At 59.8% G+C, this 22,007-nt stretch carries 22 protein-coding genes; 11 read left to right on the top strand and 11 right to left on the bottom strand.

The window, feature by feature from the left end:
- Positions 1 to 14: 14 nt before the first annotated feature.
- Positions 15 to 977: a putative 2-dehydropantoate 2-reductase gene (locus K7431_RS27465; protein WP_012722985.1), complete on the bottom strand. Its 963-nt coding sequence runs from the start codon at positions 975 to 977 to the stop codon at positions 15 to 17.
- A complete protein-coding gene (locus tag K7431_RS27460) occupies positions 974 to 1,360 on the bottom strand; it encodes a hypothetical protein (protein ID WP_012722984.1) in 387 nt (128 codons plus the stop codon). Before K7431_RS27460 ends, K7431_RS27465 begins: the two co-directional genes overlap by 4 nt.
- Between K7431_RS27460 and K7431_RS27455 the strand changes: the two genes are divergently transcribed.
- Together K7431_RS27455 and K7431_RS27450 are read left to right on the top strand one after the other, a co-directional pair.
- Entirely contained in the window at positions 1,359 to 1,793 is a 435-nt protein-coding gene (locus K7431_RS27455; protein WP_012722983.1) for a PilZ domain-containing protein, read from the top strand. The genes K7431_RS27460 and K7431_RS27455 overlap by 2 nt on opposite strands.
- 131 nt (positions 1,794 to 1,924) lie before the next feature.
- Positions 1,925 to 3,001, top strand: a complete 1,077-nt coding sequence (locus K7431_RS27450; protein ID WP_010211874.1) for a 3-deoxy-7-phosphoheptulonate synthase — start codon at positions 1,925 to 1,927, stop codon at positions 2,999 to 3,001.
- A 64-nt stretch (positions 3,002 to 3,065) separates the two neighbouring features.
- On the opposite strand, the gene K7431_RS27445 is transcribed toward K7431_RS27450, so the two are convergent.
- On the bottom strand, positions 3,066 to 3,347 hold the full coding sequence (locus K7431_RS27445) for a GNAT family N-acetyltransferase (protein ID WP_003189869.1): 282 nt from the start codon (positions 3,345 to 3,347) through the stop codon (positions 3,066 to 3,068).
- A gap of 613 nt (positions 3,348 to 3,960) precedes the next feature.
- Between K7431_RS27445 and oprI the strand changes: the two genes are divergently transcribed.
- A complete protein-coding gene (gene oprI / locus K7431_RS27440) occupies positions 3,961 to 4,212 on the top strand; it encodes an outer membrane lipoprotei OprI (RefSeq protein ID WP_003172710.1) in 252 nt (83 codons plus the stop codon).
- 184 nt (positions 4,213 to 4,396) lie between these two features.
- On the opposite strand, the gene K7431_RS27435 is transcribed toward oprI, so the two are convergent.
- The 3 genes from K7431_RS27435 to K7431_RS27425 form a co-directional block, all read right to left on the bottom strand.
- Entirely contained in the window at positions 4,397 to 5,362 is a 966-nt protein-coding gene (locus K7431_RS27435) for a L,D-transpeptidase family protein (protein WP_012722980.1), read from the bottom strand.
- Positions 5,363 to 5,435: 73 nt separating this feature from the next.
- The gene (locus K7431_RS27430; protein ID WP_043205006.1) at positions 5,436 to 5,729 is read right to left on the bottom strand and encodes a hypothetical protein; all 294 of its coding nucleotides are present in this window, start codon (positions 5,727 to 5,729) and stop codon (positions 5,436 to 5,438) included.
- 58 nt (positions 5,730 to 5,787) lie between these two features.
- On the bottom strand, positions 5,788 to 6,393 hold the full coding sequence (locus K7431_RS27425) for an arylesterase (protein WP_012722978.1): 606 nt from the start codon (positions 6,391 to 6,393) through the stop codon (positions 5,788 to 5,790).
- Positions 6,394 to 6,403: 10 nt separating this feature from the next.
- On the opposite strand from K7431_RS27425, the gene K7431_RS27420 reads away from it, so the two are divergent.
- The gene (locus K7431_RS27420; RefSeq protein ID WP_005786391.1) at positions 6,404 to 7,087 is read left to right on the top strand and encodes an ABC transporter ATP-binding protein; all 684 of its coding nucleotides are present in this window, start codon (positions 6,404 to 6,406) and stop codon (positions 7,085 to 7,087) included.
- The gene (locus K7431_RS27415; protein WP_012722977.1) at positions 7,087 to 9,597 is read left to right on the top strand and encodes an ABC transporter permease; all 2,511 of its coding nucleotides are present in this window, start codon (positions 7,087 to 7,089) and stop codon (positions 9,595 to 9,597) included. The genes K7431_RS27420 and K7431_RS27415 overlap by 1 nt, the downstream gene beginning before the upstream one ends.
- A gap of 45 nt (positions 9,598 to 9,642) precedes the next feature.
- Here K7431_RS27415 and greB read toward each other — a convergent pair whose 3' ends face one another.
- Both greB and K7431_RS27405 read right to left on the bottom strand, forming a co-directional pair.
- A complete protein-coding gene (gene greB / locus K7431_RS27410) occupies positions 9,643 to 10,116 on the bottom strand; it encodes a transcription elongation factor GreB (protein ID WP_012722976.1) in 474 nt (157 codons plus the stop codon).
- A gap of 112 nt (positions 10,117 to 10,228) precedes the next feature.
- On the bottom strand, positions 10,229 to 11,215 hold the full coding sequence (locus tag K7431_RS27405; protein WP_012722975.1) for a hypothetical protein: 987 nt from the start codon (positions 11,213 to 11,215) through the stop codon (positions 10,229 to 10,231).
- Between the two features lie 219 nt (positions 11,216 to 11,434).
- On the opposite strand from K7431_RS27405, the gene K7431_RS27400 reads away from it, so the two are divergent.
- From K7431_RS27400 to K7431_RS27390, 3 genes are read left to right on the top strand one after another with little or no spacing between them, the layout of a single operon-like run.
- On the top strand, positions 11,435 to 12,361 hold the full coding sequence (locus K7431_RS27400) for an ABC transporter ATP-binding protein (RefSeq protein WP_012722974.1): 927 nt from the start codon (positions 11,435 to 11,437) through the stop codon (positions 12,359 to 12,361).
- On the top strand, positions 12,358 to 13,083 hold the full coding sequence (locus K7431_RS27395) for an ABC transporter permease (RefSeq protein WP_012722973.1): 726 nt from the start codon (positions 12,358 to 12,360) through the stop codon (positions 13,081 to 13,083). The genes K7431_RS27400 and K7431_RS27395 overlap by 4 nt, the downstream gene beginning before the upstream one ends.
- 15 nt (positions 13,084 to 13,098) lie before the next feature.
- Positions 13,099 to 14,829, top strand: coding sequence for a Gldg family protein (locus K7431_RS27390; protein WP_012722972.1), 1,731 nt, complete (start codon positions 13,099 to 13,101; stop codon positions 14,827 to 14,829).
- Between the two features lie 4 nt (positions 14,830 to 14,833).
- On the opposite strand, the gene K7431_RS27385 is transcribed toward K7431_RS27390, so the two are convergent.
- From K7431_RS27385 to K7431_RS27375, 3 genes are all read right to left on the bottom strand, one after another.
- A complete protein-coding gene (locus tag K7431_RS27385) occupies positions 14,834 to 15,142 on the bottom strand; it encodes a hypothetical protein (protein WP_043205003.1) in 309 nt (102 codons plus the stop codon).
- Between the two features lie 250 nt (positions 15,143 to 15,392).
- The gene (locus K7431_RS27380) at positions 15,393 to 15,827 is read right to left on the bottom strand and encodes a DoxX family protein (RefSeq protein WP_012722970.1); all 435 of its coding nucleotides are present in this window, start codon (positions 15,825 to 15,827) and stop codon (positions 15,393 to 15,395) included.
- Between the two features lie 103 nt (positions 15,828 to 15,930).
- Positions 15,931 to 17,352: a transglycosylase SLT domain-containing protein gene (locus K7431_RS27375; RefSeq protein WP_012722969.1), complete on the bottom strand. Its 1,422-nt coding sequence runs from the start codon at positions 17,350 to 17,352 to the stop codon at positions 15,931 to 15,933.
- A 235-nt stretch (positions 17,353 to 17,587) separates the two neighbouring features.
- On the opposite strand from K7431_RS27375, the gene K7431_RS27370 reads away from it, so the two are divergent.
- The 3 genes from K7431_RS27370 to K7431_RS27360 form a co-directional block, all read left to right on the top strand.
- Entirely contained in the window at positions 17,588 to 18,394 is an 807-nt protein-coding gene (locus tag K7431_RS27370) for a TatD family hydrolase (protein WP_012722968.1), read from the top strand.
- Positions 18,395 to 18,490: 96 nt separating this feature from the next.
- Complete coding sequence (locus K7431_RS27365) at positions 18,491 to 19,972, top strand: methyl-accepting chemotaxis protein (RefSeq protein WP_012722967.1); 1,482 nt, start codon at positions 18,491 to 18,493, stop codon at positions 19,970 to 19,972.
- A gap of 198 nt (positions 19,973 to 20,170) precedes the next feature.
- The coding region (locus K7431_RS27360; RefSeq protein ID WP_224265961.1) for a DUF6531 domain-containing protein at positions 20,171 to 22,007 on the top strand (1,837 nt) is incomplete at its 3' end.

Below are 22,007 nucleotides of genomic sequence, written 5' to 3'. Positions count from 1 at the left end.
GTGCGTCCCCCGACTCAGCGGTTGTGCCGATCAATAAAACTCAAGGCCTGGTAAAGCGCCTGCATCCGCGGCAGTTCGCAACCGGCGGCTTTGGCGGCGGCGAGTGGCCGGGCATAGATCGCCGCCAGTTCCAGCGGGCGTTTATGCACGTGGTCGTGGTACATGCTCGGCAGGTAGTCGGCCATGGTTTCGGTCATGGTGAACATCTGCTCGGCGTAGCTTTGGGGAATGTCATGGCCACAAGCGTGGGCGCCCTGCACCACTTCGGCCATCAGCGCCTGGATCAGCTCACGACTGGACTCGTCCGCCATCATGGCCGTGGTGCCGGTGCCCAATAACACGGAGAGGCCGTTGTAGGGCACGTTCCACACCAACTTGTGCCAACGGGCCTGATGCACATTGGCCATGGCCTGGGACTCGATGCCGGCCTGATGAAACAGCGCCGCACCGGCTTCGACAATCGCCTTTTGCCCGGCGTCATCATTGGCCGCCGAGCCACTGTGGTAACCCAGGTTGACCCGGCCCAACGCCTGATGCTCGACAACGCCGGGGGCAGAACGGTGCACGCCGATGTAGCACAGGCCTCCCAGCAGGTGCAGCGATGCCGGCAAGTGTTCACGCAGGCTGTCTTCGACATCGAGGCCGTTTTGCAGCAATACCACCTTGGCATCCGGGGCCGCCACCTGGGCGAGGGTCGGGGCCAGCTCGACGTTGCCGGTCGACTTGGTGCCCACCAGCAGCCAGTCGCACGGCGGCATATCGGCAGCACGGGCGTAGGCCTGCACCGGGTGCAGGTGCAGGGTTCCATGCACCGTGCTGTTCACGTGCAGGCCGTGCTCGCTGACGGCCGTGTATTCACTGCGCAACAGGAAGTGCACATCGAAACCGGCGCGCGCCAGCATCAAGCCGTAGAAACCACCGATGGCGCCGGTGCCGATGATGCCGATCCGTGGCGATTGGGGTGTAGCTGCTGTCATGGCAAATCCTCAGGTGGACGGGTGAGTGCCTGTTTTACGGCATCGAAAACGTCGTCACGCGTAAGACGTGTCTGTATCTGCCCGAGGAATTGACCCTCGCACACCACGAACAACGCCGGCAAATGAAAGATCTGGTAGCGTTCGACCGCACCGCCGTTGTGCCCGGCGTCCACCCAGCACAGCCGGTCCACCGGCAGCGGCCAGCCCGGTAATTGCTGGCGCGCCCAACGGCAACTGGAACACCCATGGCTTGTGAACACGACGAGCGAAATACCTGGCAATCCCAGCAATTGCTGGTCAATATCCAGGTCGGTCAATTCCAGTTCCTTCACTATACTGCTGCCACTGCCGTCAATTGGACGGTGCTCGGAGTCCGTGTACATGGGTCGTTTTTTACCTCACCCTGATGATGTCGCTGTCGAGTTAATCCAACGCCCCTCTCCCGCTGTCCCCCGCCAACGCCTGCACACTATCGGCCTGGGCGGTGTCGCCTGCAATTGGCCGCGTGCCTGGCGCGAGGGCACGGCGGTTGACCTGCATATCCCGTCCTTGGGCCCCAGTGCGCGTTATCCGGGTTATGTGGCGTGGTGCCGCAAGGTGGAAACCGGCTACCGCGTCGGCATTTCGTTTACCGATGAACATGCCTTGTTCGGTGCACGCATGGGTGAGCAAGCATGCCGGATAGAGCGTTACTGCCGCCAGCACGAAGATGCCGAGCCGACACCCCAGCAACTCGAAACCCTGGCCCGCGAGTGGGTATCGCGTCATGCCAGCGAGTTCTCCCATGAGGCCTTTGTGGCGCCAGCGCTGGATTAAAGCGGGCTTTGCCCATTGTCGCGGGCCCGTGTTACGCGCTAAGGTTCCTCCCCCCTGCATCCAAATCATGCTGTGCTCCGCCGCACGGGGATGGCTGGCGGCCGGCACCCGTGACCCTGACGAGTAACACGATGGCTGATTTACCGATCAATGACCTAAACGTCGAATCCAACGAGACGCTGATCACACCCGACCAGCTCAAGCGCGAAATCCCCCTGAGCGACGCTGCCCTGCAGACCGTCACCAAGGGCCGCGAAGTCATCCGTGACATTCTCGACGGCACCGACCATCGCCTCTTCGTCGTCATCGGGCCTTGCTCGATCCACGACCTCAAGGCTGCCCACGAGTACGCCGAGCGCCTGAAAGTGCTGGCGGCGGAAGTGTCGGACACCCTGTACCTGGTGATGCGCGTCTATTTCGAAAAACCGCGCACCACCGTCGGCTGGAAAGGCTTGATCAACGACCCGTACCTGGACGACTCGTTCAAGATCCAGGACGGCTTGCACATCGGCCGTCAACTGCTGCTGGACCTGGCCGAGATGGGCCTGCCCACCGCGACCGAAGCCCTGGACCCGATTTCCCCGCAGTACCTGCAGGACCTGATCAGCTGGTCGGCCATCGGCGCACGCACCACCGAATCCCAGACTCACCGAGAAATGGCGTCCGGCCTGTCCTCGGCCGTGGGCTTCAAGAACGGCACCGACGGCGGCCTGACCGTGGCGATCAACGCGCTGCAATCGGTCTCCAGCCCACACCGTTTCCTGGGCATCAACCAGGAAGGTGGCGTGTCCATCGTCACCACCAAGGGCAACGCCTACGGTCACGTGGTGCTGCGCGGCGGCAATGGCAAGCCCAACTATGATTCGGTCAGCGTTGCCCTGTGCGAGCAGGCGTTGAACAAGGCTAAGATCAAGCCGAACATCATGGTCGACTGCAGCCACGCCAACTCCAACAAGGACCCGGCCCTGCAGCCGCTGGTGATGGAAAACGTCGCCAACCAGATCCTGGAAGGCAACCAGTCGATCATCGGCCTGATGGTCGAGAGCCACCTGAACTGGGGTTGCCAGGCGATTCCAAAAGACCTGGCCGACTTGCAGTACGGCGTGTCGATCACCGATGCCTGCATCGACTGGTCCGCCACCGAAAACACCCTGCGCAGCATGCATGCCAAGCTCAAGGACGTCTTGCCGAAACGCAAACGCACCTGACTTAACGCTGCGCACACAAAAACGCCGGGCTTAGCCCGGCGTTTTTCATGGTGCGGTGTATGGCTTACAGCTTCGCGGCATGGCGCTGGTGGCGCTCCATGTAGCGTTCAACATAGGAGCAGGACGGGATCACCGTATAGCCGGCCTCTTCGGCGAACTTCAAGGCCTCCTCGGTCAGTGCCGCCGCAATACCACGACCCCGCAGTGCATTGGGCACGAAGGTCCGATAGATATCCAGGGTCTGTTTCCCGAGGTCCATATAGGTCAGATAGGCACGATGACCGTCCACATTGGTCTCGAACTGATGACCAGCCTGGTCATGGTGGATGGACAACGCCTCGCTCATCACTACTCCTCGCGGGTCTTGGTTTCTGACCCCTACCTTACCGATGTTTTTCCGGCGAAGGAACATCTACGCCACCCCGTGCCGGTTTCGACAACGAGAAAACCTTGAGCGCTTACAACCAGCACGTAGGGAATAGTAGGCGCCAATCCCGGGATTGCTCAAGGCGCACTCGTCATCCCCTGCCGCTGGTGGATATAGAAAGGGCCCCCGATCAACCAACGATCGAAAGCCTGAACATTGCCGGCAGTTGAACCTTGAGACGAACAGGCGCTCTTAAAGTCACCTCTACATGCACAAAAGATGCGGGGCAACACAACGCCGTGCTGAACGGAAGTGTCAGCGCGGATATATAAAATTTCATCTGTTTACAGGGCTTAACACATGCGGGCCGGCCCTTTCAGCCTGGATCCGGTGTTCGCCTGAATGAAAAAATTTGGACAGTTTTTATACAAACCTCCAAAAGATTAGCCAAAATAGATTCGGCGCATGAATTTTTTTTGCTTCTTGCGCTACGTCAGTTTACTTACTACAAGTAATGGGTAGTATGTACGCCGGCTATTAGCTCACTCTGAGAAACTAGCCATCTAATAGAAAGTCCTTGAAGGGGAACACGATGAACAACGTTCTGAAATTCTCTGCACTGGCTCTGGCCGCAGTTCTGGCTACCGGTTGCAGCAGCGTCTCCAAAGAAACCGAAGCACGTCTGACTGCAACTGAAGACGCTGCAGCTCGCTCCCAGGCTCGTGCAGACGAAGCCTACCGTAAAGCTGATGAAGCGCTGGCTGCTGCTCAAAAAGCACAACAGACTGCTGACGAAGCTAACGAGCGCGCTCTGCGTATGCTTGAAAAAGCTAGCCGCAAGTAATAATCCCTCGGGATTGTTATCAAGCCGATCCATTTATGGGTCGGCTTTTTTATTGCCTGGGGTTTGATCACAAGCCCCAGTAGCAGGCTTTTTGTGGCGAGGGCGCTTGCTCCCGTTGACTGCGCAGCAGTCCCCGCTTTTGAGGACCCTTTAAGCAAGCCTGCTCGCCACAGTGATCTCGCGCCTATTGCAGCTCGATCGGAGCGCTTGCCGCGACCGAGGCTGCGCCAGGCACGCCGATTTCCGTCGGCAACCCATCTTCCGCCGCGACCACGTCACGCACCTGATCCCAGTTGACCCGCAGGTTGTTGGCCAGGTCTTCACGCTTGAGCAAGGCGTTGATCACCGCGGTGTGTTTGTCGACCACCGACGGCGTACCGTCATCGTTCAACGGCGTATGCGCTTCCAGGTACACCTTGCCGCCACTGCTGCCGAACTTGTAGGCATCGTTGATGATGCGCACCGATGTGCCCACCGGCACCATGCCCGCCATCTCCAGCACGTTGTTGTTGAACATACGGAAGCAGCCGTGGCTTGTACGCGTGCCGATACCAAATTTCATGTTGGAGCCGTGGATCAGGTAACCCGGCGTGCCCAGGGTGAACTTGAACGGGCCCAACGGGTTGTCGGGGCCGGCCGGCACCACGTTAGGCAGCGGGTCGCCGTTGGCGGCGTGCTCGGCCTTGATCGACGCGGGCGGGGTCCAGGTCGGATTGGGTGTCTTGGCAATGATGCTGGTGTGGGCGATGGGCGAACCCCAGCCTTCACGACCGATCCCCAACGGGAACGTGTAGACCACGTTCTGGCCCTTGGGGAAATAATAGAGCCGGTATTCCGCCAGGTTGATCACGATCCCTTCCCGAGGACCGGGCGGCAGGATGAAGCGCGTCGGCAACACGATCTCGGTGCCCGCCCCCGGCAACCACGCATCCACGCCGGGGTTGGCGGCGACCATCTCCGAATAACCCAGGTCATAGGTGGTGCCCAGGTCGGCAAAGGTGTCTTCGTACTTGGCCTTGATCACCTGGACCTGGCCGACGATGTCTTCACCCGGTGGAGGCAAAGGCAACTGCAAGGCTGAAGCGGAGCCAACCGCACAAAGTGCAGCGAGGGACAGGCAGCAGGTGACGACGGAAAGGCGCGACAACATCCGGAAAATCCTTCGCAGAACGACGGGTAGGTAAACATCGATTGTATACGTGAAGCGCGCTTCTAGCTGCCCCCTACAACTCGAAACGCAACTCCGGCCAGATCGGCGGCGTCCCGCGCTTCTGGGACTCCAGGATGGCGCGGCACAAAGGGCAAAGGCGCTGGTCCTGGAAGATCGAACGATCCACCAGCGACCAACGCGGTTGCGCCGGCAATAGCGTGCCGCACAAGGTGCGATCGATGGTGCCGCCCAGTTCCAATTGACGCGTCACCAGATGCACCCGCACTTCCTGGCAGGCGAACAGATCCAGCTGCTCGTCCGGCTCGATCAGTTGATAGTTAAACAGGGACCAGGCGGGACGCGACATCGAGGGCTCCAAATCGGGGGGGCGCCACCTTAGCCGAAAGCCTGCCGGTAGAAAAGCGTCATAACAGTGGTTTTAGCGTCGGCCAGACATTTTCCAGCAACTTGCCCTGGGCACCGACCGCCGGGTGCAGTTGATCCGCCTGCATCAGCTCCGGATGACCGCCCACGCCATCGAGGAAAAACGGTACCAGCGGGACGTTTTTTTCCTTGGCCAACACACCATAGACTTCGGCAAATGCGGTGGTGTATCGCGGGCCATAGTTGGGCGGCAGCTGCATACCCAGCAACAACACCTTGGCACCGCCGGCCTTGGACTGGTCAATCATCGATGCAAGATTTTGTTTCAATTGCGCCGGCGGTTGCCCGCGCAAGCCATCATTGCCGCCCAACTCGATCACCACCACGTCAGGCTTATGCTCTGCAAGCGCCGCCGGCAGCCGCGCCAGGCCTCCGGCACTGGTGTCACCACTGATGGAGGCGTTGACCACTTTATCGTCGAAACCCTCCTGCTTGAGCCGTTGCTCCAGCAGTGCCACCCACCCTTTGCGGGTATCCAGGCCGAAACCGGCACTGATACTATCGCCAACGATCAGGACTGTACCCGCCGCTGCGTTCTGGGCCATGCACATCAAGGCCAGGCCAGCACTCAAAAACCACATTCGCATCGGATTCTCCATGGGCGCAAGCATTCTCACCGCGCGGAACCTTAGCAAAGTGGTTCCCAGCGCGGAAGGTGAACTGACTATCCTGCACGAACTGAGCTTGGAACTGAACAAGGGCGATAGCTTGGCTATCGTCGGCAGCTCCGGTTCCGGCAAATCCACTCTCCTGGGCCTGCTGGCCGGCCTCGACCTGCCCAGCAGCGGCGAAGTCACCCTCGCCGGCCAAGCCCTCAGCACCCTGGACGAAGACCAGCGCGCACGCATCCGTGCCGAGCACGTGGGCTTCGTGTTCCAGTCGTTCCAACTGCTCGACAGCCTCAACGCGCTGGAAAACGTCATGCTGCCGCTGGAGCTGGACGGCCGCAAAGACGCCCGCGAACGCGCCCGGCACCTGCTGGAACGTGTAGGCCTGGGCCAGCGCCTGACCCACTCGCCACGCCAACTTTCCGGTGGCGAGCAGCAACGGGTGGCGATTGCCCGTGCCTTTGCCGCAGAACCGGACGTGCTGTTTGCCGATGAACCCACCGGCAACCTCGACAGCCACACCGGCGAGCGCATCAGCGACCTGCTGTTCGAACTCAACAAAGAGAGCGGCACGACCCTGGTGCTGGTCACCCACGACGAGCGCCTGGCCCACCGCTGCCGACGCCTGATCCGCCTTGAAGCCGGCCTGATGGTCGCGCCCCTGGAGCCTTGATGGCACGTTTGCCGCTGTTGCGTCTGTTCAGCCTTGCCATGCGCCAATTGCTGCGCGATGCCCGCGCCGGTGAGTTGCGCGTGTTGTTCTTCGCCCTGTTGGTGGCCGTGGCCGCCAGCACCGCCATCGGCTACTTCGGTGCGCGCCTCAACGGCGCGATGCTGCTGCGCGCCACCGAATTCCTCGGCGCCGACCTGGTGCTCGAAGGCAGCTCGCCGGCCCGCACCGAGCAAATCCAGTCCGGCACCGAGCTGGGCCTGGATCACGCCCGCGTCGTGGAATTCTCCAGCGTCATCGCCACCGATAACGGCATCCAGCTCTCCAGCATCAAGGCCGTCAATGAGCAGTATCCTCTGCGGGGCCAGCTGAAAAGCGCCGCTGCGCCCTTTGGTGACGAGACGCCAGGCGGCGGCCCCAAACCCGGTGAAGCCTGGGTGGAGGCGCGGCTGCTGACGGCACTCGACCTCAAGGTCGGCGACAGCATCGATGTGGGCATGAAGACATTGCGCCTCGCCCGCGTGCTCACCTACGAGCCGGACCGCGCCGGCAACTTCTACAGCCTCACGCCCAGGGTAATGATCAACCTGGCGGACCTGGACGCCACCGGCGTCGTGCAGCCCGGCAGCCGCGTCAGTTACCGCGAATTATGGCGCGGGCCACAGGGCAGCACGGTGCTGCAAACCTACCGTGACCTGGTCAAGCCGGGGCTCGCCGCCAACCAGCGTCTGCAGGATTCACGGGACGGCAACCAGCAGATCGGCGGCGCGCTGGGCAAGGCCGAACGCTACCTGAACATGGCCAGCCTGGTGGCCGTGTTGCTGGCCGGCGTGGCCGTGGCCTTGTCGGCCAACCGCTTTGCCACCCGACGTTTCGACGCCAGCGCGTTGCTGCGCTGCCTGGGGTTGTCACGTCGGGAAGCCATGTTGCTGTTCAGCCTGCAACTGAGCGTCCTCGGCCTGCTGGCCAGCCTGACCGGCGCCCTGCTCGGCTGGCTGGCGCAGTTTGGCCTGTTCTACTTCCTCCACGACTTGCTGCCGGCGGACGTTCCACCCGGCGGGCTATTACCGGCGATTGCCGGGATCGGCACCGGTCTGGTTGCCCTCGCCGGTTTCGCCCTGCCGCCCTTGGCCGCCTTGGGTCGCGTACCACCGCTACGGGTGTTGCGCCGCGACCTGCTGCCGATCCCCTCCAGTACTTGGATGGTCTACGGCGCGGCGCTGTTTGCATTGGGCCTGATCATGTGGCGCTTGAGCCTCGACCTGGTGCTGACGTTCGCCCTGCTCGGCGGTGGCGTGGTCGCTGCGTTGGTGCTTGGCGGCCTGCTGCTGCTCCTGCTGCAAAGCCTGCGCCGCCTGCTGGCACGTGCCTCCCTGCCTTGGCGCCTGGGCCTGGGCCAATTGCTGCGTCACCCGCTGGCAGCCGCCGGTCAATCCCTGGCGTTTGGCTTGATCCTGCTGTCCATGGGCTTGATCGCCCTGCTGCGTGGCGAACTGCTCGACACCTGGCAAAACCAACTGCCCAAGGACGCGCCCAACTATTTCGCCTTGAATATCCTGCCGGCCGACAAGGAAGCCTTCGGCGCACGCTTGCTGGAAGTGCAGGCGCAATCGGCGCCGCTGTACCCGGTGGTGCCGGGCCGCCTGATCAGTATCAATGGCGAACCGGTCCAGGAAATCGTCAGCAAGGACTCCAGCGGCGATCGTGCGGTACAACGTGACCTGAGCCTGACCTGGGCCGCCGACCTGCCGCCGGGCAACGCACTGACCGCAGGCTCGTGGTGGTCACAGCAACCCGCCGACGAAATCCCTGGCGTTTCTGTTGAGGCCAAGGTGGCGGAAAGCCTCAAGCTCAAGCTCAATGACCACCTGGTGTTCACGGTGGGTGGCGAAAATCGTGAAGCGCGGGTGACCAGCCTGCGGACCATCAATTGGGATAACTTCCAGCCCAACTTCTTCATGATTTTCCAGCCGGGCACCTTGAAGGACCTGCCGACTACCTACCTGACCAGCTTCTACCTTGCGCCAGGCCATGACCAACAAATCGTCGACCTGTCCAGGGCGTTCCCGGCGGTGACCATCCTGCAAGTCGAAGCGCTGCTGGAGCAGCTACGCAGCATCCTCGCCCAAGTGACCCTGGCGGTGGAGTACGTGTTGCTGTTCGTCCTCGCAGCAGGCATGGCGGTGTTGTTCTCCGGCCTGCAAGCCACCCTGGATGAGCGCATCCGCCAAGGCGCGCTGCTGCGCGCACTGGGCGCCGAGCGCAAGCTGTTGGTCAAGGCCAGGCGTATCGAGTTCGGCTTGCTGGGTGCCGTCAGCGGGCTGCTGGCGGCGCTGGGCACGGAGCTGGTGACGTTCGTGCTGTACCGCTATGCGTTTGACCTGGCCTGGCACCCTCACCCGTGGCTGTTGCTGCTGCCGCTGATCGGTGCGGTGCTGATCGGCGGTGCCGGTGTGTTCGGCACCCGCCGCGCACTGAATGCCAGCCCGCTGACCGTGTTGCGCGAAGGTTAAAACGCGATGGGCCCGCATTCCTCAAAGAATGCGGGCCCATTTCGCTCACTTTACGTACTCGATCCCGGTGATCCACCAGCACACGTCACCACTGGGGGTCTGAACGATGGCCTCATCGTCCACTTCCTTGCGCAACAACGCACGGGCCATCGGCGAATCGATGGAGATGTAGTCCATGCGCTCATAAATCTCGTCATAACCGACAATGCGAAAACGCTTGGTCTCACCTTGCTCGTTTTCGATGTCCACCCAGGCACCGAAGAACACCTTGCCCTCCTGCTCGGGCATGTACTCCACCACGCGCATGTCTTCCAGGCGCTTGCGCAGGTAGCGCACGCGGCGGTCGATCTCGCGTAGCAGCTTCTTGTTGTACTGGTAGTCGGCGTTTTCGCTGCGGTCGCCCAACGAGGCCGCCCACGTCACTTTGCGCGTGGTGTCTGGGCGTTTTTCACGCCACAGGTAATCCAACTCCTTTTTCAGCGCTTCATGACCTTCTTTGGTAATCAGCTTGGTACTCAAACGCGTGCATCCCCAGGCATGTCCATAGGTACCGAGATACCTGGGTTTCACACCCAGGCCTCGGCTGGCTGGCCCTGATGATAAATGAACCCGTGAAAGTAGCCAGGCCAGTCTAGCCATCCAACGCCTGATCCAGCTCCAGCAGCATGCCCCGCAGGCTCTGGCGCAAGCCCGACACCTGCGACGTCATGGCCTTCAGGGCTTCAGCCCTCTGGCTGACAGCAAGCGAATGGTCATGGAGTTGAGTGGTGCGTTGCTCCAGTTCTCGAACCTTCTGATCCAGTTGACTCTGCTCTTGCTGCAATCGCGCCTGCCATTGCTCAAGTGCCGACTCCCGTTCGAGTGCTGCGCGTTTTTGCTGGGTCAGCTCCTGAGCGACACGGGCAAGGTTGGTCAAGGTGCTGTCGACTTCGAACAACGTACTGTGCTCGCCGGATGCAGGGAGATTCGATTGCGTCGGCGCATCAGGCTCATGCGGGATAGCAGGCACGGCCGGCGTCATGATCACGGGCGCTTCGACGCGCGCCTGCCGGGGCTCCTCAACAGGTTGTTCATGCACCGGCGGCCGGGAAGGCTCGGATGCGCCCGCTCCTTTGGGAGGAGAAGTCATTTGCGACGAGAACCGAATGGACGGCACGATCACTGAGGCACTTTCGATCGCCGGTAGCGTTGGCGCCGACATGCCCAGGGTGATCACTTTCATCACCAACGCCTTCTTGATGATCACCGAATGATGATCCTCGGGCCTGGCAGGCGGCAGCTTGCAACCTTTCAAATCGAGAAAATGATAGGGCACCTGCGTTTCGGTAACACCCCCCGCCTTAATGCCCGACGCGGCCAACGTCAGTATTTGCTTAAACACATGCAAGGCTACTTGCAGATCTTCCTTGGACTCAACGCCACTCAAAAAATAGCGGTCAAGTTTCTTACGCAAGGCCGCGATATAAACCCTCGAACTTCCGGGCTCTACCTCTTCATCCAAACTATAAACAAGAAAATTGGAGGCCGCCTGACCTACAGCAAACCCACAGAGCAAGGCACCGTTAACCGGAGCATCCTGACCATTGCGTTCAAGAACAAGGGTACGTAGCAGCATCATGGCAATCAGGCCTCAATATGCGGGGCAGAAAGTTTACATAAACAACAAATAAACACTCGAAATTTGGACACTCTAAAACACCACCCATTGTTTCAGTGGCCCGCCTGACTCGCACGTAGGACTTCTCTTATTAAGACTGATCGACGTTCCCAAAAACGATCATTACCCGTACCCTTTTTTTAGCCCCCCTACGTCATGCCAAACTTATTCGGTAAAAAAATGATCGAAATAAGCAATCTGACAAAACACACGGGTAACACAACAATAATCAGTGACTTTTCATTCATTGCACACCCACAAGAATGTCTGGGGCTGTTCGGGCAAGACCCTATTGTCAAGACAGCCCTGCTCAATGTAATAGCCGGTTCAACGCAACCCTCCAGCGGCTCTATAAATATCCAAGGGTTCAACACACAAACCCACGCACTTAAGGCGAGGCAACTCGTCGGCTATCAACTGTCCAAGGACCTCGGCCATCCGACGATGTCCGTCAAAGCGTTCCTTGACTTCATCGCTGCCCTCCGTGGTTTCCACGGTGCCGAAAAGCGCGCCAGGTTGGAACAGGCTATCGCGCGACTGGAGTTGTTTGCGGTGCTCAACGCGCCGCTCGACGCTCTTTCCATCGGCTGGAATCGCAAAGTCGCCATCGCCCAGGCCATCCTGCATGGTCCTTCCCTTTTACTGCTGGATGAACCCACAGAAGGACTCGCGCCTGATCAGAGGCGTACATTCCAGGCGCTGATCCATTCATTGACGCAAGAAATGACCGTGATCATCGCCTCTCGCCACTGCGATGAATTGTCCGAGCTGTGTACCCGTGCCTTGGTCATTGCAGGCGATCGCCTGGTGGCCGATACCCCCCTTCCCGATCTACAGCGCGACTCGCGCCACTTCCAGGCCGTCACGCTCAGTGCCGAGACCCCGCTGGATTTACTCGCACTGGCCGTACTGCCAGGCGTAGCAGGCATCGAAGAGCACCGGCATGCACCCGGTACGGTGACCGTTCTCGCCATGCCGGGACACACCATCTATCCCCATATCAACACGCTGATTGCCAGCCGCCGCTGGAAAATCAATTCACTGAACCTGGAGCCAGGTCGCCTGAATGATGTGGTCCACCACCTGAGCCAGGAGGCGCCCCTTTGAAACTATTGCCCGTCATTTTAAAGCGTCAGCTCACCAGCTATGCGCGCGCACCCAGTACATACCTGAGCATCGCCATCTTTCCGATGCTGTCGGTGGCACTGGGGTTCTACATAAGCCCGTGGCTGGAACAAAATGGCAGCGACCTGCAGGTGTTTTTCCAGTTCCATCCTTGGCTCTATCTGCTCCTGATTCCCGCCCTGGCGACGCAACTATGGTCGGATGAAACCAACGCGGGGTTTTACGGCCTGATGAAAACCATGCCCATCACGCTGTTTGAATGGGTCATCGGAAAATTCATCGCCGCCTGGCTCGTGGCAGGCACCAGCCTGTTGCTGATGTTCCCTCTCGTTATTATCGCCAACTATCTGGGTAAGGCAGACAACAGCGTGATCGCCTCGCAATTCTTGGCAAGCTGGCTGCTGGCGGGGGGCTACCTGTCCGCGGGATGTTTTATTTGCGCGCTTGTATGTCAGCGCACGGTCATTTTCGTACTGACCGTGGGCTTATTGCTCACAGCCAGCGGGCTTTCTTCTCTACTGGATGCGCTTGAGCACCAAGTGCCTATAGGGTTGGCCGACAGTTTAGTGTCCCTCAGTCCTTCCTGGCGATTCAGCAGCATCGACGATGGAAAACTCACACTTCACGACTTACTTTACTTCTTCAGCATGATACTCGCCTTTCTCACTGCGACCACGGTCACACTCAACTACAAACACAGCTGAGAAGGGAAACCCTTAATGCGGTCCATTCTGCGCACCGGTATGACACTTACCGTTATCTTGCTGCTATTCCTGGCTTTTAACTTGGTTTGGATAGGTAAAATTCCTGATGCAAGGTGGGATCTTTCTCAACAAAAAGTTCACACTTTATCGCTGCCGGCACAACAACTACTCGCGACACTGGAAAGCCCGGTGGACTTATATTATTTCAATTCAAACAACCATTCGAAAAGAAGCTACGCCGTGAAACGCTACGGCAAACGGATTGAAGATCTGCTGAAAGAGTACGAGAAAAACGCCAAGGGCATGATCAACCTGCACGTTATTGAACCTGCACCTTTTTCGGAAGACGCCTACAAAGCCCGGCTATCGGGTCTCGACGACAACGCTGGATTTCTCGGCCTTATAGCCACCCGCGCCGGTCACGGCGTGCGACGTATTGGATCCTTCAGCCTCGACCGGGAGCCGTTGCTCGAGTATGAAATCAGCCATCTGCTCTATAAGTTGCAGCACCCGCAGCGCCCAGTGATTGCGCTGCTGTCGGGTCTGGCGATGGACGAATCTGCAAGTCGACTGCTGAAGGCGCTGCAGCATGAATTCGATCTGGTGAATCTGGAACCGTCTGCCGCGCAAATACCCGAAAACATCAACACACTGATGGTTGTGCACCCTCAGACGTTTTCTGAGCGAACCCTGTACGGGATTGAACAATTTGTATTGAGAGGCGGTAGGTTGATGATGTTTATCGACCCGTTGAGCGACCAACGCGCCAACGCCGGTCCAGTCAACACTCGGCTGGACGAACTGCTTGCCGCTTGGGGCATCCAGATGCCGGCGCACACGCTGGTGTTCGACTACCTCTACACGCCTTTGGAAACCCAAGGTGCCCCCAATCAGGCCAGATTGAACCTGCCCCGGCAGGCAATGAACCCAAACGATATCAGCACATGGAACCTCAATAGGGTGACCGCCTCAAGCAGTGGCGCCCTCACACGAGTGAGTAAAAGTCGAACGACCTTCACCCCTCTCCTGCAAAGTTCCGAGCAATCGGTGCTGCTGGATGCCGGCAGTTTTACCAGCGCAGCCCCATTCGACGCATTGATTGAAGAGGCGGCGAGCAAAGAGCAACGCCATGTCATTGCCGCGCGTATCGAGGGACCGACCTATTCGGTATTTCCCGATGGCATCCAGGGGCAGCCGCCAGGTTTGCAGAAAGCGACGCAGATCCACGTCGTGGTCATTGCGGACACGGACATGCTCACGGATAAGGTCAGCGACTCGGCGCCAGACAGCAACGCCCTGTTTGTCCTGAACACATTGGATAACCTGTCCGTCCCCGACAGGCTTGCTGCGATTCGTCCTCGAGCGGTGCAGCAAATGCCGCCGACGGTACTGGAGAACATGCGGGAAGCCGCAAGACACGCCTATCGCTCAAAGGCCGGTGAACTGGAACGACGCCTGCTACGAACCGAGCAGGAATGGCAGCGGCTGACCCCTTGGACAACGACCCTCGGCACTCAGGCCGTGGACACCACCACCCAACTACAAGCACTCAACAAAGAACGCCTGCGCCTGCCCATGGAGTTGCATGCCTTGCAGCACCAAGCGTATGCCCAGGTGCGTCGCCTGGAACTGGTCATCAAGTTGGTCGTGATCTTTGCCATACCGCTGACGTTATGCCTGATCGCCTGGACGGTCTTTCTACGCCAGCGCCGTCGTCGGCTGCAAGCCGGCAACGTGATTCACTGAGCGTTCAACGACGGGCTATCAGCCCCTGCCGGGCAACGCGGGTCAATTCGCGGATGACCTCATCGGCATCACTGGCGCTGGGGGCCTGGATAACCGCGAGGTCAAAACTGTTGCTGGCAAAACGCGCCAGGGAATCGCCGTCCTCGACAAACTGGATGAGGAACGCTGACGGTCGGCCTGTGCGACGCGGCCAACCATCCAGGTAACGCAACAGCGTCGGCTGGTGCTTGCCGCCCAGGAGAATTTTCGGATTGCGTTGAGTGAGGTCCGCAGTGATCGGAGCCAGGCGTATCAGGGGGCGTAATGCATTCATCGTGTCGTGTCTCTGCCTCAAAAGTCTGCGGGCAGGTGAGAGGCAACACCGAACCAGCGCTTTAGCGGAATTTCGAAGCATGGAGCATGCTTCTGTCGGGATCGATAACGATCACCCATGGCGCCCCGCAATTAGCTGTTTAAATCGGCGCATGAGCGGCATCCTAGAGAAGCCGGTGGGGCGGTGTCAAGAATCTCGAGCAACGAAAAGGCCCGCGCATGGCGGGCCGATTCAGGGTTCTGCAGAATGATCAGTGAGCGATGGCGCGGTCGGCAGACAGCTTGCCGGCACCTTCCAGCAGCACCGCAAGGGAGCCGCCCAGCAAGGCCAGTGCGAACTCATAACCGTTGTTAGCCATGAACAGACCGTTATGGATATGCACCGAGAAAATCGCCACCAGCGACAGGATAGTCAGGCCCAATGCCGCTGGGCGAGCCAGCAGGCCGATGATCAGCGCCAAGCCCGCGAAGAACTCGGTACCGCCCGACAGCAGCGCCATCAGGGTACCTGGGGCCAGGCCGATGCTTTCCATCCACTGGGCAGTGCCCGCCAGACCGTAGCCGCCAAACCAGCCAAAGAGTTTTTGCGAGCCGTGGGCGGCGAAGATGATGCCGACCACAATACGCAAGAGGGTCAGGCCGTAGCCGGCGCGGGTAGACAGAATGCTTTTGATCAGTGGGCTCATGGTGATAATCCTTTTCTAAGTAGGGGTTGGTTGGCCGCTATATTAATCAGTTTAAAGAATGATAAAAGCCGAAAAAATGCCTGATTAATATCGAAATAACCGATTACTTTCGCGAGGCGATTTTCGGCGTCGGCGGCTCCAGGGACTCCCGTTCCCGGTCGAACGCCAAATAGTATTTGTTGACGCTATTAACATAGCTGACGCCGCCCATCCCTACTTGCTCCATGGCTATGCGTTCAACCTGGAAGAACCACTGATTGGGGTTGAGCCCCCGGCGCTTGGCCTCGGTGCGCATGCCCTGCACCCGCTCGGGCCCCATGTTGTAGGCCGCCAGCACAAAGGCCATGCGCTCACGCTCATTGAGCTTGGGGCTGGCGAAGAACTTGCGACGGATCATCGCCAGGTAGCGTGCCCCCGCCTGCACATTGCTATCGAGGTTCTCGATGTTGTTGACCCCCACGCGCTGCGCCGCCGACGGCGTGATCTGCATCAGGCCGGTGGGGCCACCGCTGTTGCGTGCACCCGGGTCAAGCGCCGACTCCTTGAAGGCCAGCGCAGCGAGGTTGAGCCAGTCCATGCCCTGCTCGCGAGCATGCTTTTGCAAGACGGGGCGCAGTTTTTCCAGGCGCTGGCGGTCGACGCGGGCCAGTGGGTTGCGCACCTGATAGAGGCGACGGTAGATACGCTGGAACGCCACGTCCTGATCGGAGGGGGTTCGATAGGTCTTGAGAAATCGATCGATGCTGGCCCGCAGCATCGACGCATCCTGGCGCACAAACCAATATTCGTCACCGGGTGCACTGACCACCACCTGCTTATCGAAACGCAATTTGGGCAGGATCTTCGACCAGCGCTCGGCAATCGGCTTCTCGACAATAGTCAGGTGGAAAATCCCCGCCTGAACCATCTCAAGCACATCCTCCACGGCCAGGGTCGGGTCGACCCATTCCACCTTGATCGGTGGCTGTTTGTGCAGGGCCAGCTTCTGGTTGACCTGACTGATGGCATCCGCCGCTGCGCTGCCGGTGGTCAACGCCAACGTACGCCCGGACAATTGCTCCAACTTGGTGAACCGTCGCTCGCCCTTCACGCCTACCAGCCACAGCGGCACATCGCTGGCAATCGGGTCGCTGGTGCTGATCTTGTGCACGGCCTTCACATCCAGCAATTCACCGGGTGCGACCAGGTCACCCTCGCCACGCGCCAGCGCGCCGAGCAACTGGTCCTTGGCCTTGGGAATGATCTTGAGGTTGATTTCCTGGCCATCACGGGCGTGGCCGTTGAGGTATTGCTCGAAGGCGCGCAAGCGATGGTATTCGACACCGATGGCCTGGCCCTGGACCTCGCCGGAACTGTTGCGACTCTGGTTGACCAATACGCGCAGGGTGCGGCTCGAGCGAATCTCCGCCAGATCGCGAACCTTGCCGGGCTTGGTCACTTCCAGCGGCCCGTCCAGACGCGCGACCGCCTCCAGGGGCAGCCATAACGTCAGGCACAACATAAGCAACGCCGAGGGTCGGATCATCCGCTCTCCGGAAAGAATACTGGCCAACGCCCTCGCGAAAAATGAAGGCGTGGGAGTCAGAAACAGAGCGCTTAATGCGCAGACTTTGCGCGCAACGGTGGCACGGGCAAGGCGTTGAGCCAAACACAATGTCACTTGCGACGTTCAAAGACAGCTATAACTCGTTGTAGTTCTTCGATTTTCTTATAAATCTACAGCTCTGATATGCTTTCCGGCCGCAGGCGGAGATAGCACCATGCAACTCATTGATATCGGCGTCAACCTGACCAACCCCAGTTTCGACGAGAAACACCAGGCCGTGCTCGAGCGTGCCTACGCCGCCGGCGTGCAACAATTGGTACTCACCGGGACCAGCGTCGAGGGCAGCGAACAGGCCCTGGAGCTCTGCATAAAACAGGATGAAAGCGCTCAACGCCTGTTCAGCACCGCCGGCATTCACCCCCACTCCGCCAGCGACTGGAACGGCGACAGCGCCCAGCGCTTGCGTGGATTGCTCGGTGAAAGCCGCGTGCGTGCCGTGGGCGAATGCGGGTTGGATTTCAACCGCGACTTCTCGCCCCGCCCCCAGCAGGAAAAAGTCCTGGAAGAACACCTGGCCTTGGCCGTCGAGCTGAAACTGCCGGTGTTCCTCCACGAACGCGACGCCAACGTGCGCCTGCTGGAGATCCTCAAGGGCTACCGCGACCACCTCACCGCCGCCGTGGTGCATTGCTTTACCGGCGAACAGCAGGCGTTGTTCAGCTACCTCGACCTCGACTTGCACATTGGTATCACCGGCTGGATCTGCGACGAACGCCGCGGGACGCACCTGCACCCACTTGTCAGGGAAATTCCCCGAGGCCGTCTGATGCTGGAAAGCGACGCGCCCTACCTGCTGCCACGCACACTGCGGCCCAAACCGAAAAATGGTCGCAACGAGCCCGCGTATCTGCCGGAGGTACTGCGCGAAGTCGCCCTGCACCGCAACGAAAGCGTGGAAGACCTGGCCCAACACAGCACCGCCAGCGCACGCGCTTTTTTCGGTTTGCCTGCCATTGTTTGATGCGGCGCATTGACCCATGTCAAAACGGTTTTCCTGAGTAGCGGCACAATAATGGCACCTTGCCAATGCTGTTTCCGCTATCAGAGAAAACCTTCCATGGGTGCCTGGCTTAGCAATATCTCGCTGAAGTACAAATTCTGGGCCGTCAATGCGGTCGCCTTCATTACCACGCTGCTGCTGGTGCTCTACGCCGTGCAGCTTGAACAACAGGCCCGCAGCACGGCGTCACACGCCTCGGCGCAGGCGCAAGCGCGGTTACTCAGCGCCTGGCCGGCGGACAAAACGCTGCCCAAGGGAGAGCTTTGGCTGACGTTCGCAGGTGGCCAAAGCCCACAACTGGCCGATCAAGACCTGTCAGCCCTGAGCAACGCCAACGGCTGGGTCGAACTCAATCACATGCCCCTCTTTGGCGAAAACCCACTGATGGGTGCCGAAGTGATCGCCCGCCCCGACGGGCAACACGTCGCCGTGCTCGCCTACGCCCCCAGCTTGAGCCAGGTGTTCACCGAACGCTTCGCCAACTACGCGGTGGCGGTGTTGATCCTGATGCTGGCGATGCTCGGTGCCTCGCAATTGCTGATCCGCTTCCTGCTCAGCCAGCTCAACACGCTAAAAGACGTGATGCTGCACGTGGAAAAAACCGGCGACCTGTCAGCCCGTGTGCCCTTGGCGTGCAAGGATGAAGTTGGCCAGATGGCCAGCGCCTTCAACGCCATGCAGGCCGGTTACCAGCGCGTGGTCAACACCGTGGCGCGTACCGCCCGGCAACTGGACGAGGGTGCTGCGCGGCTGGCCAGCAGCATGAACGAGGTGCAGCACGGCATGCTCGGCCAGCAAAGCGAAACCGACCAGGCCGCCACTGCCATTAACGAGATGACCGCCACCGTCCATCACATTGCCCAACATGCCGGCGCTACCCGGGATCTGTCGCAGACCGCCGACACCCTCGCCGGCAGCGGCCAGGAAGTGGTCACCCGTGTACAACGCTCGATTGCTGGCCTGTCCACGGGGGTGCAACAGACGGCCGAAATGATCCAGAAACTCGCCGAGGACAGCCAGAAAATCAACGGCGTGGTCAGCGTGATCCACAGCATCGCCGAACAGACCAACCTACTCGCCCTCAACGCCGCCATCGAAGCCGCCCGCGCCGGGGAAATGGGCCGTGGCTTTGCCGTGGTTGCCGACGAAGTGCGTAACCTGGCCAAACGCGTGCAAAGCTCCACCGACGAAATCACCCGCATGGTCTCGGCACTGCAAGACGGCACCCGTGACGCAGTGGACTTCATGCAGGAAAGCTCGTTCAAGGCCGACGATTGTGTACAGCAAGCCCAGGAAGCCGGCGCCGCACTCGCCGAAATCACCGGCGCCGTGGCGCAGATGCGCGAAAGCAACACCCAGATCGCCGTCGCCGCCGAACAGCAGAGCCACGTCGCCGAAGAAATGAACCGCGCCGTGGTGAGCATACGAGATGTGACCGAGAACACCGTGCAGCAAACCGTGGACTCGGCGACCACCAGCAATGAACTGGCAACCTTGGCCGGGGAGTTGAGCAAGGCAATTGGGCAACTGAAGCTGTAGGACTGTTCAACCTGTAATCTTCTGCCTACACCAAAACCACGGTTTACCCGAGGTTTTGGCGAAACTTCCTAGCGTTACCCGCGAATAACGCCGACATCTTTTCCCTTTCAACCTCTCCAAAGTCTCTCGCCTGATCAATCAGCGCGAGGGACCGCCGATGCACTTCTCTATCCGTGCCCCACTGAATGGGGCCGTCGCATGATTCCGGTTATCGCCAAGTTCGTCCTGTCCCCCATGGATGGCAAGAAGCCGGACGTCGACAGCGTTTTTCGTGACTTCCGCAATTGCCTGAATACCTTTGACGAATGGGCCGAGAGCTTCTGGAGCGGTTCAGCCCTGGAAGTGGAGCAGGTGTTCAAGGTAGGGGAAGAGGTTTCCCTCATTGCTCCCGTATCGTCCAAAAAACCAAACTCCACGGTTGCCCTCTGCAAGGCCCAGGGCTCGTTGACCCTGGTGCATATGTTCGAGAGCACGCGGTTCGTGCCGATCGGCAATACCCCGGTGATGCTGCAGGCCATTGCTCCTGACGGCAGCCCAATGGGCCCGCCGATCCATCGCACCATAGGCCCCAGTGGCATTCTCGAAGTCAGCGACTGCACCCGCGATCAACCCTACCAAATCACCTTTTACCCCAATGTCTCCAAGGATCATGTCAAGGCGCTGTACGCGTCTTATCAGTCGGTGATCGCGGGGCTGGAAATGGGTCTGCGTGATGAGTGGACGAAGACCTTCAAGCCGCAATGGAAAGACTTTGCCAACGCCACGCCGTTCGAGCGCAGCGCGATGCAAGGCCTGGCGTTCTCAACTGGGATTGCCAAGGCGCTCTACAACCTGTGGGACAACCTCACCCAGTTGTTCGAGCTGCTGGCGGATATCAAAGCCAATAGCCAGAAGTTGTTGCAGTACGTCTCACAGGCCGAACTCGACGAACTGCTGAAACTGGGCAAAGACGCCATCGCCCATGGCCTGCTCGTGCTCAGCGATGAACCACTTTTGTTTATCTATCTGTCGGCCATGGTCGCCTGGATACGCCTGCTGCCGCCGCCTGAGATGTACGAGCTGTTGGGCGAGATGACCGGCGAGGTACTGATCAATCTTTTCTTGATCTGGGCGACGCGGGGCATGGGGGTTCAGGTTCGCCTGGGCATGCAGGTGTTGGGGCCTATCAAATCGGGTAGAGCACGCAAATGGCTGGAGCGGCTGGCTGATCAAGTGGTCGGGTCTCGGCTGGAAGCGCATGTCGAAACGGCCAAGCCGTTATTGCTGGGCAGCGCGGGGACGCCGATCAAGACGATTCCGGATGTGCCGTTGAAGGCTGGGGATCAGGTGGTTGCCAACCCGGTGCCGGTGGTTCGGGACAAGGCCAAGCAGCGGACGGTGTTGGTGCGGCAGGAGCCTGTGGATGACGTGCCGGCTGTTGCTAAGAACCCGGCTGGAGAGGCGGCCGCGTCTTCGGACAAAACAGCCACTAACGGTTGCCCGGTGTCGATGGTCACCGGCGAGGAACTGCTGACGCTGGCCGATGGGGCGTTGGACGGGGTTTTGCCGTTTGAGTGGACGCGCTTGTACCGCACCAGTGCGGTGGAAATGGATTGTGGGCTGGGGTTTGGTTGGAGTCACTCGCTGGCGCATCGGTTGAGTGTTTCCGGTGATTCGGTGGTGTGGACAGATCATGAAAATCGGTCGACTGCCCTGCCCTTGCCTACGGTTTCTCGGCCTGCGATTACCAATAGTTTGGCTGAAGCGGCGATCTACTTGGGGTCGTTGCCTGATGAACTGGTGCTGGCTCAGTCGTCACGGTTCTACCACTTTCGCGACGGTGTACTGACGGCGATCAGCGATGCGTATGACAACCGGTTGCGCATTTCCCGCAATTATCTGGGGCAGATTGAGCGGCTGGATAACGGCGTCGGGCGTTCGTTGTTTTTGCGTTATGCGTCGGGGCGGATCGTGGCGGTGGATTATCAGATCCATCGGGCCACGGGTCTTGAGCCTTTTGTCTGGGTGACGGAACAGAACGTTGTTTCCTACGCGT

It is taken from the genome of Pseudomonas fluorescens group sp. (assembly GCF_020093335.1).
In the GTDB taxonomy this organism is placed as follows: Bacteria; Pseudomonadota; Gammaproteobacteria; order Pseudomonadales; family Pseudomonadaceae; genus Aquipseudomonas; species Aquipseudomonas petroselini.
This window is presented reverse-complemented; position numbering and strand designations above follow the sequence as displayed.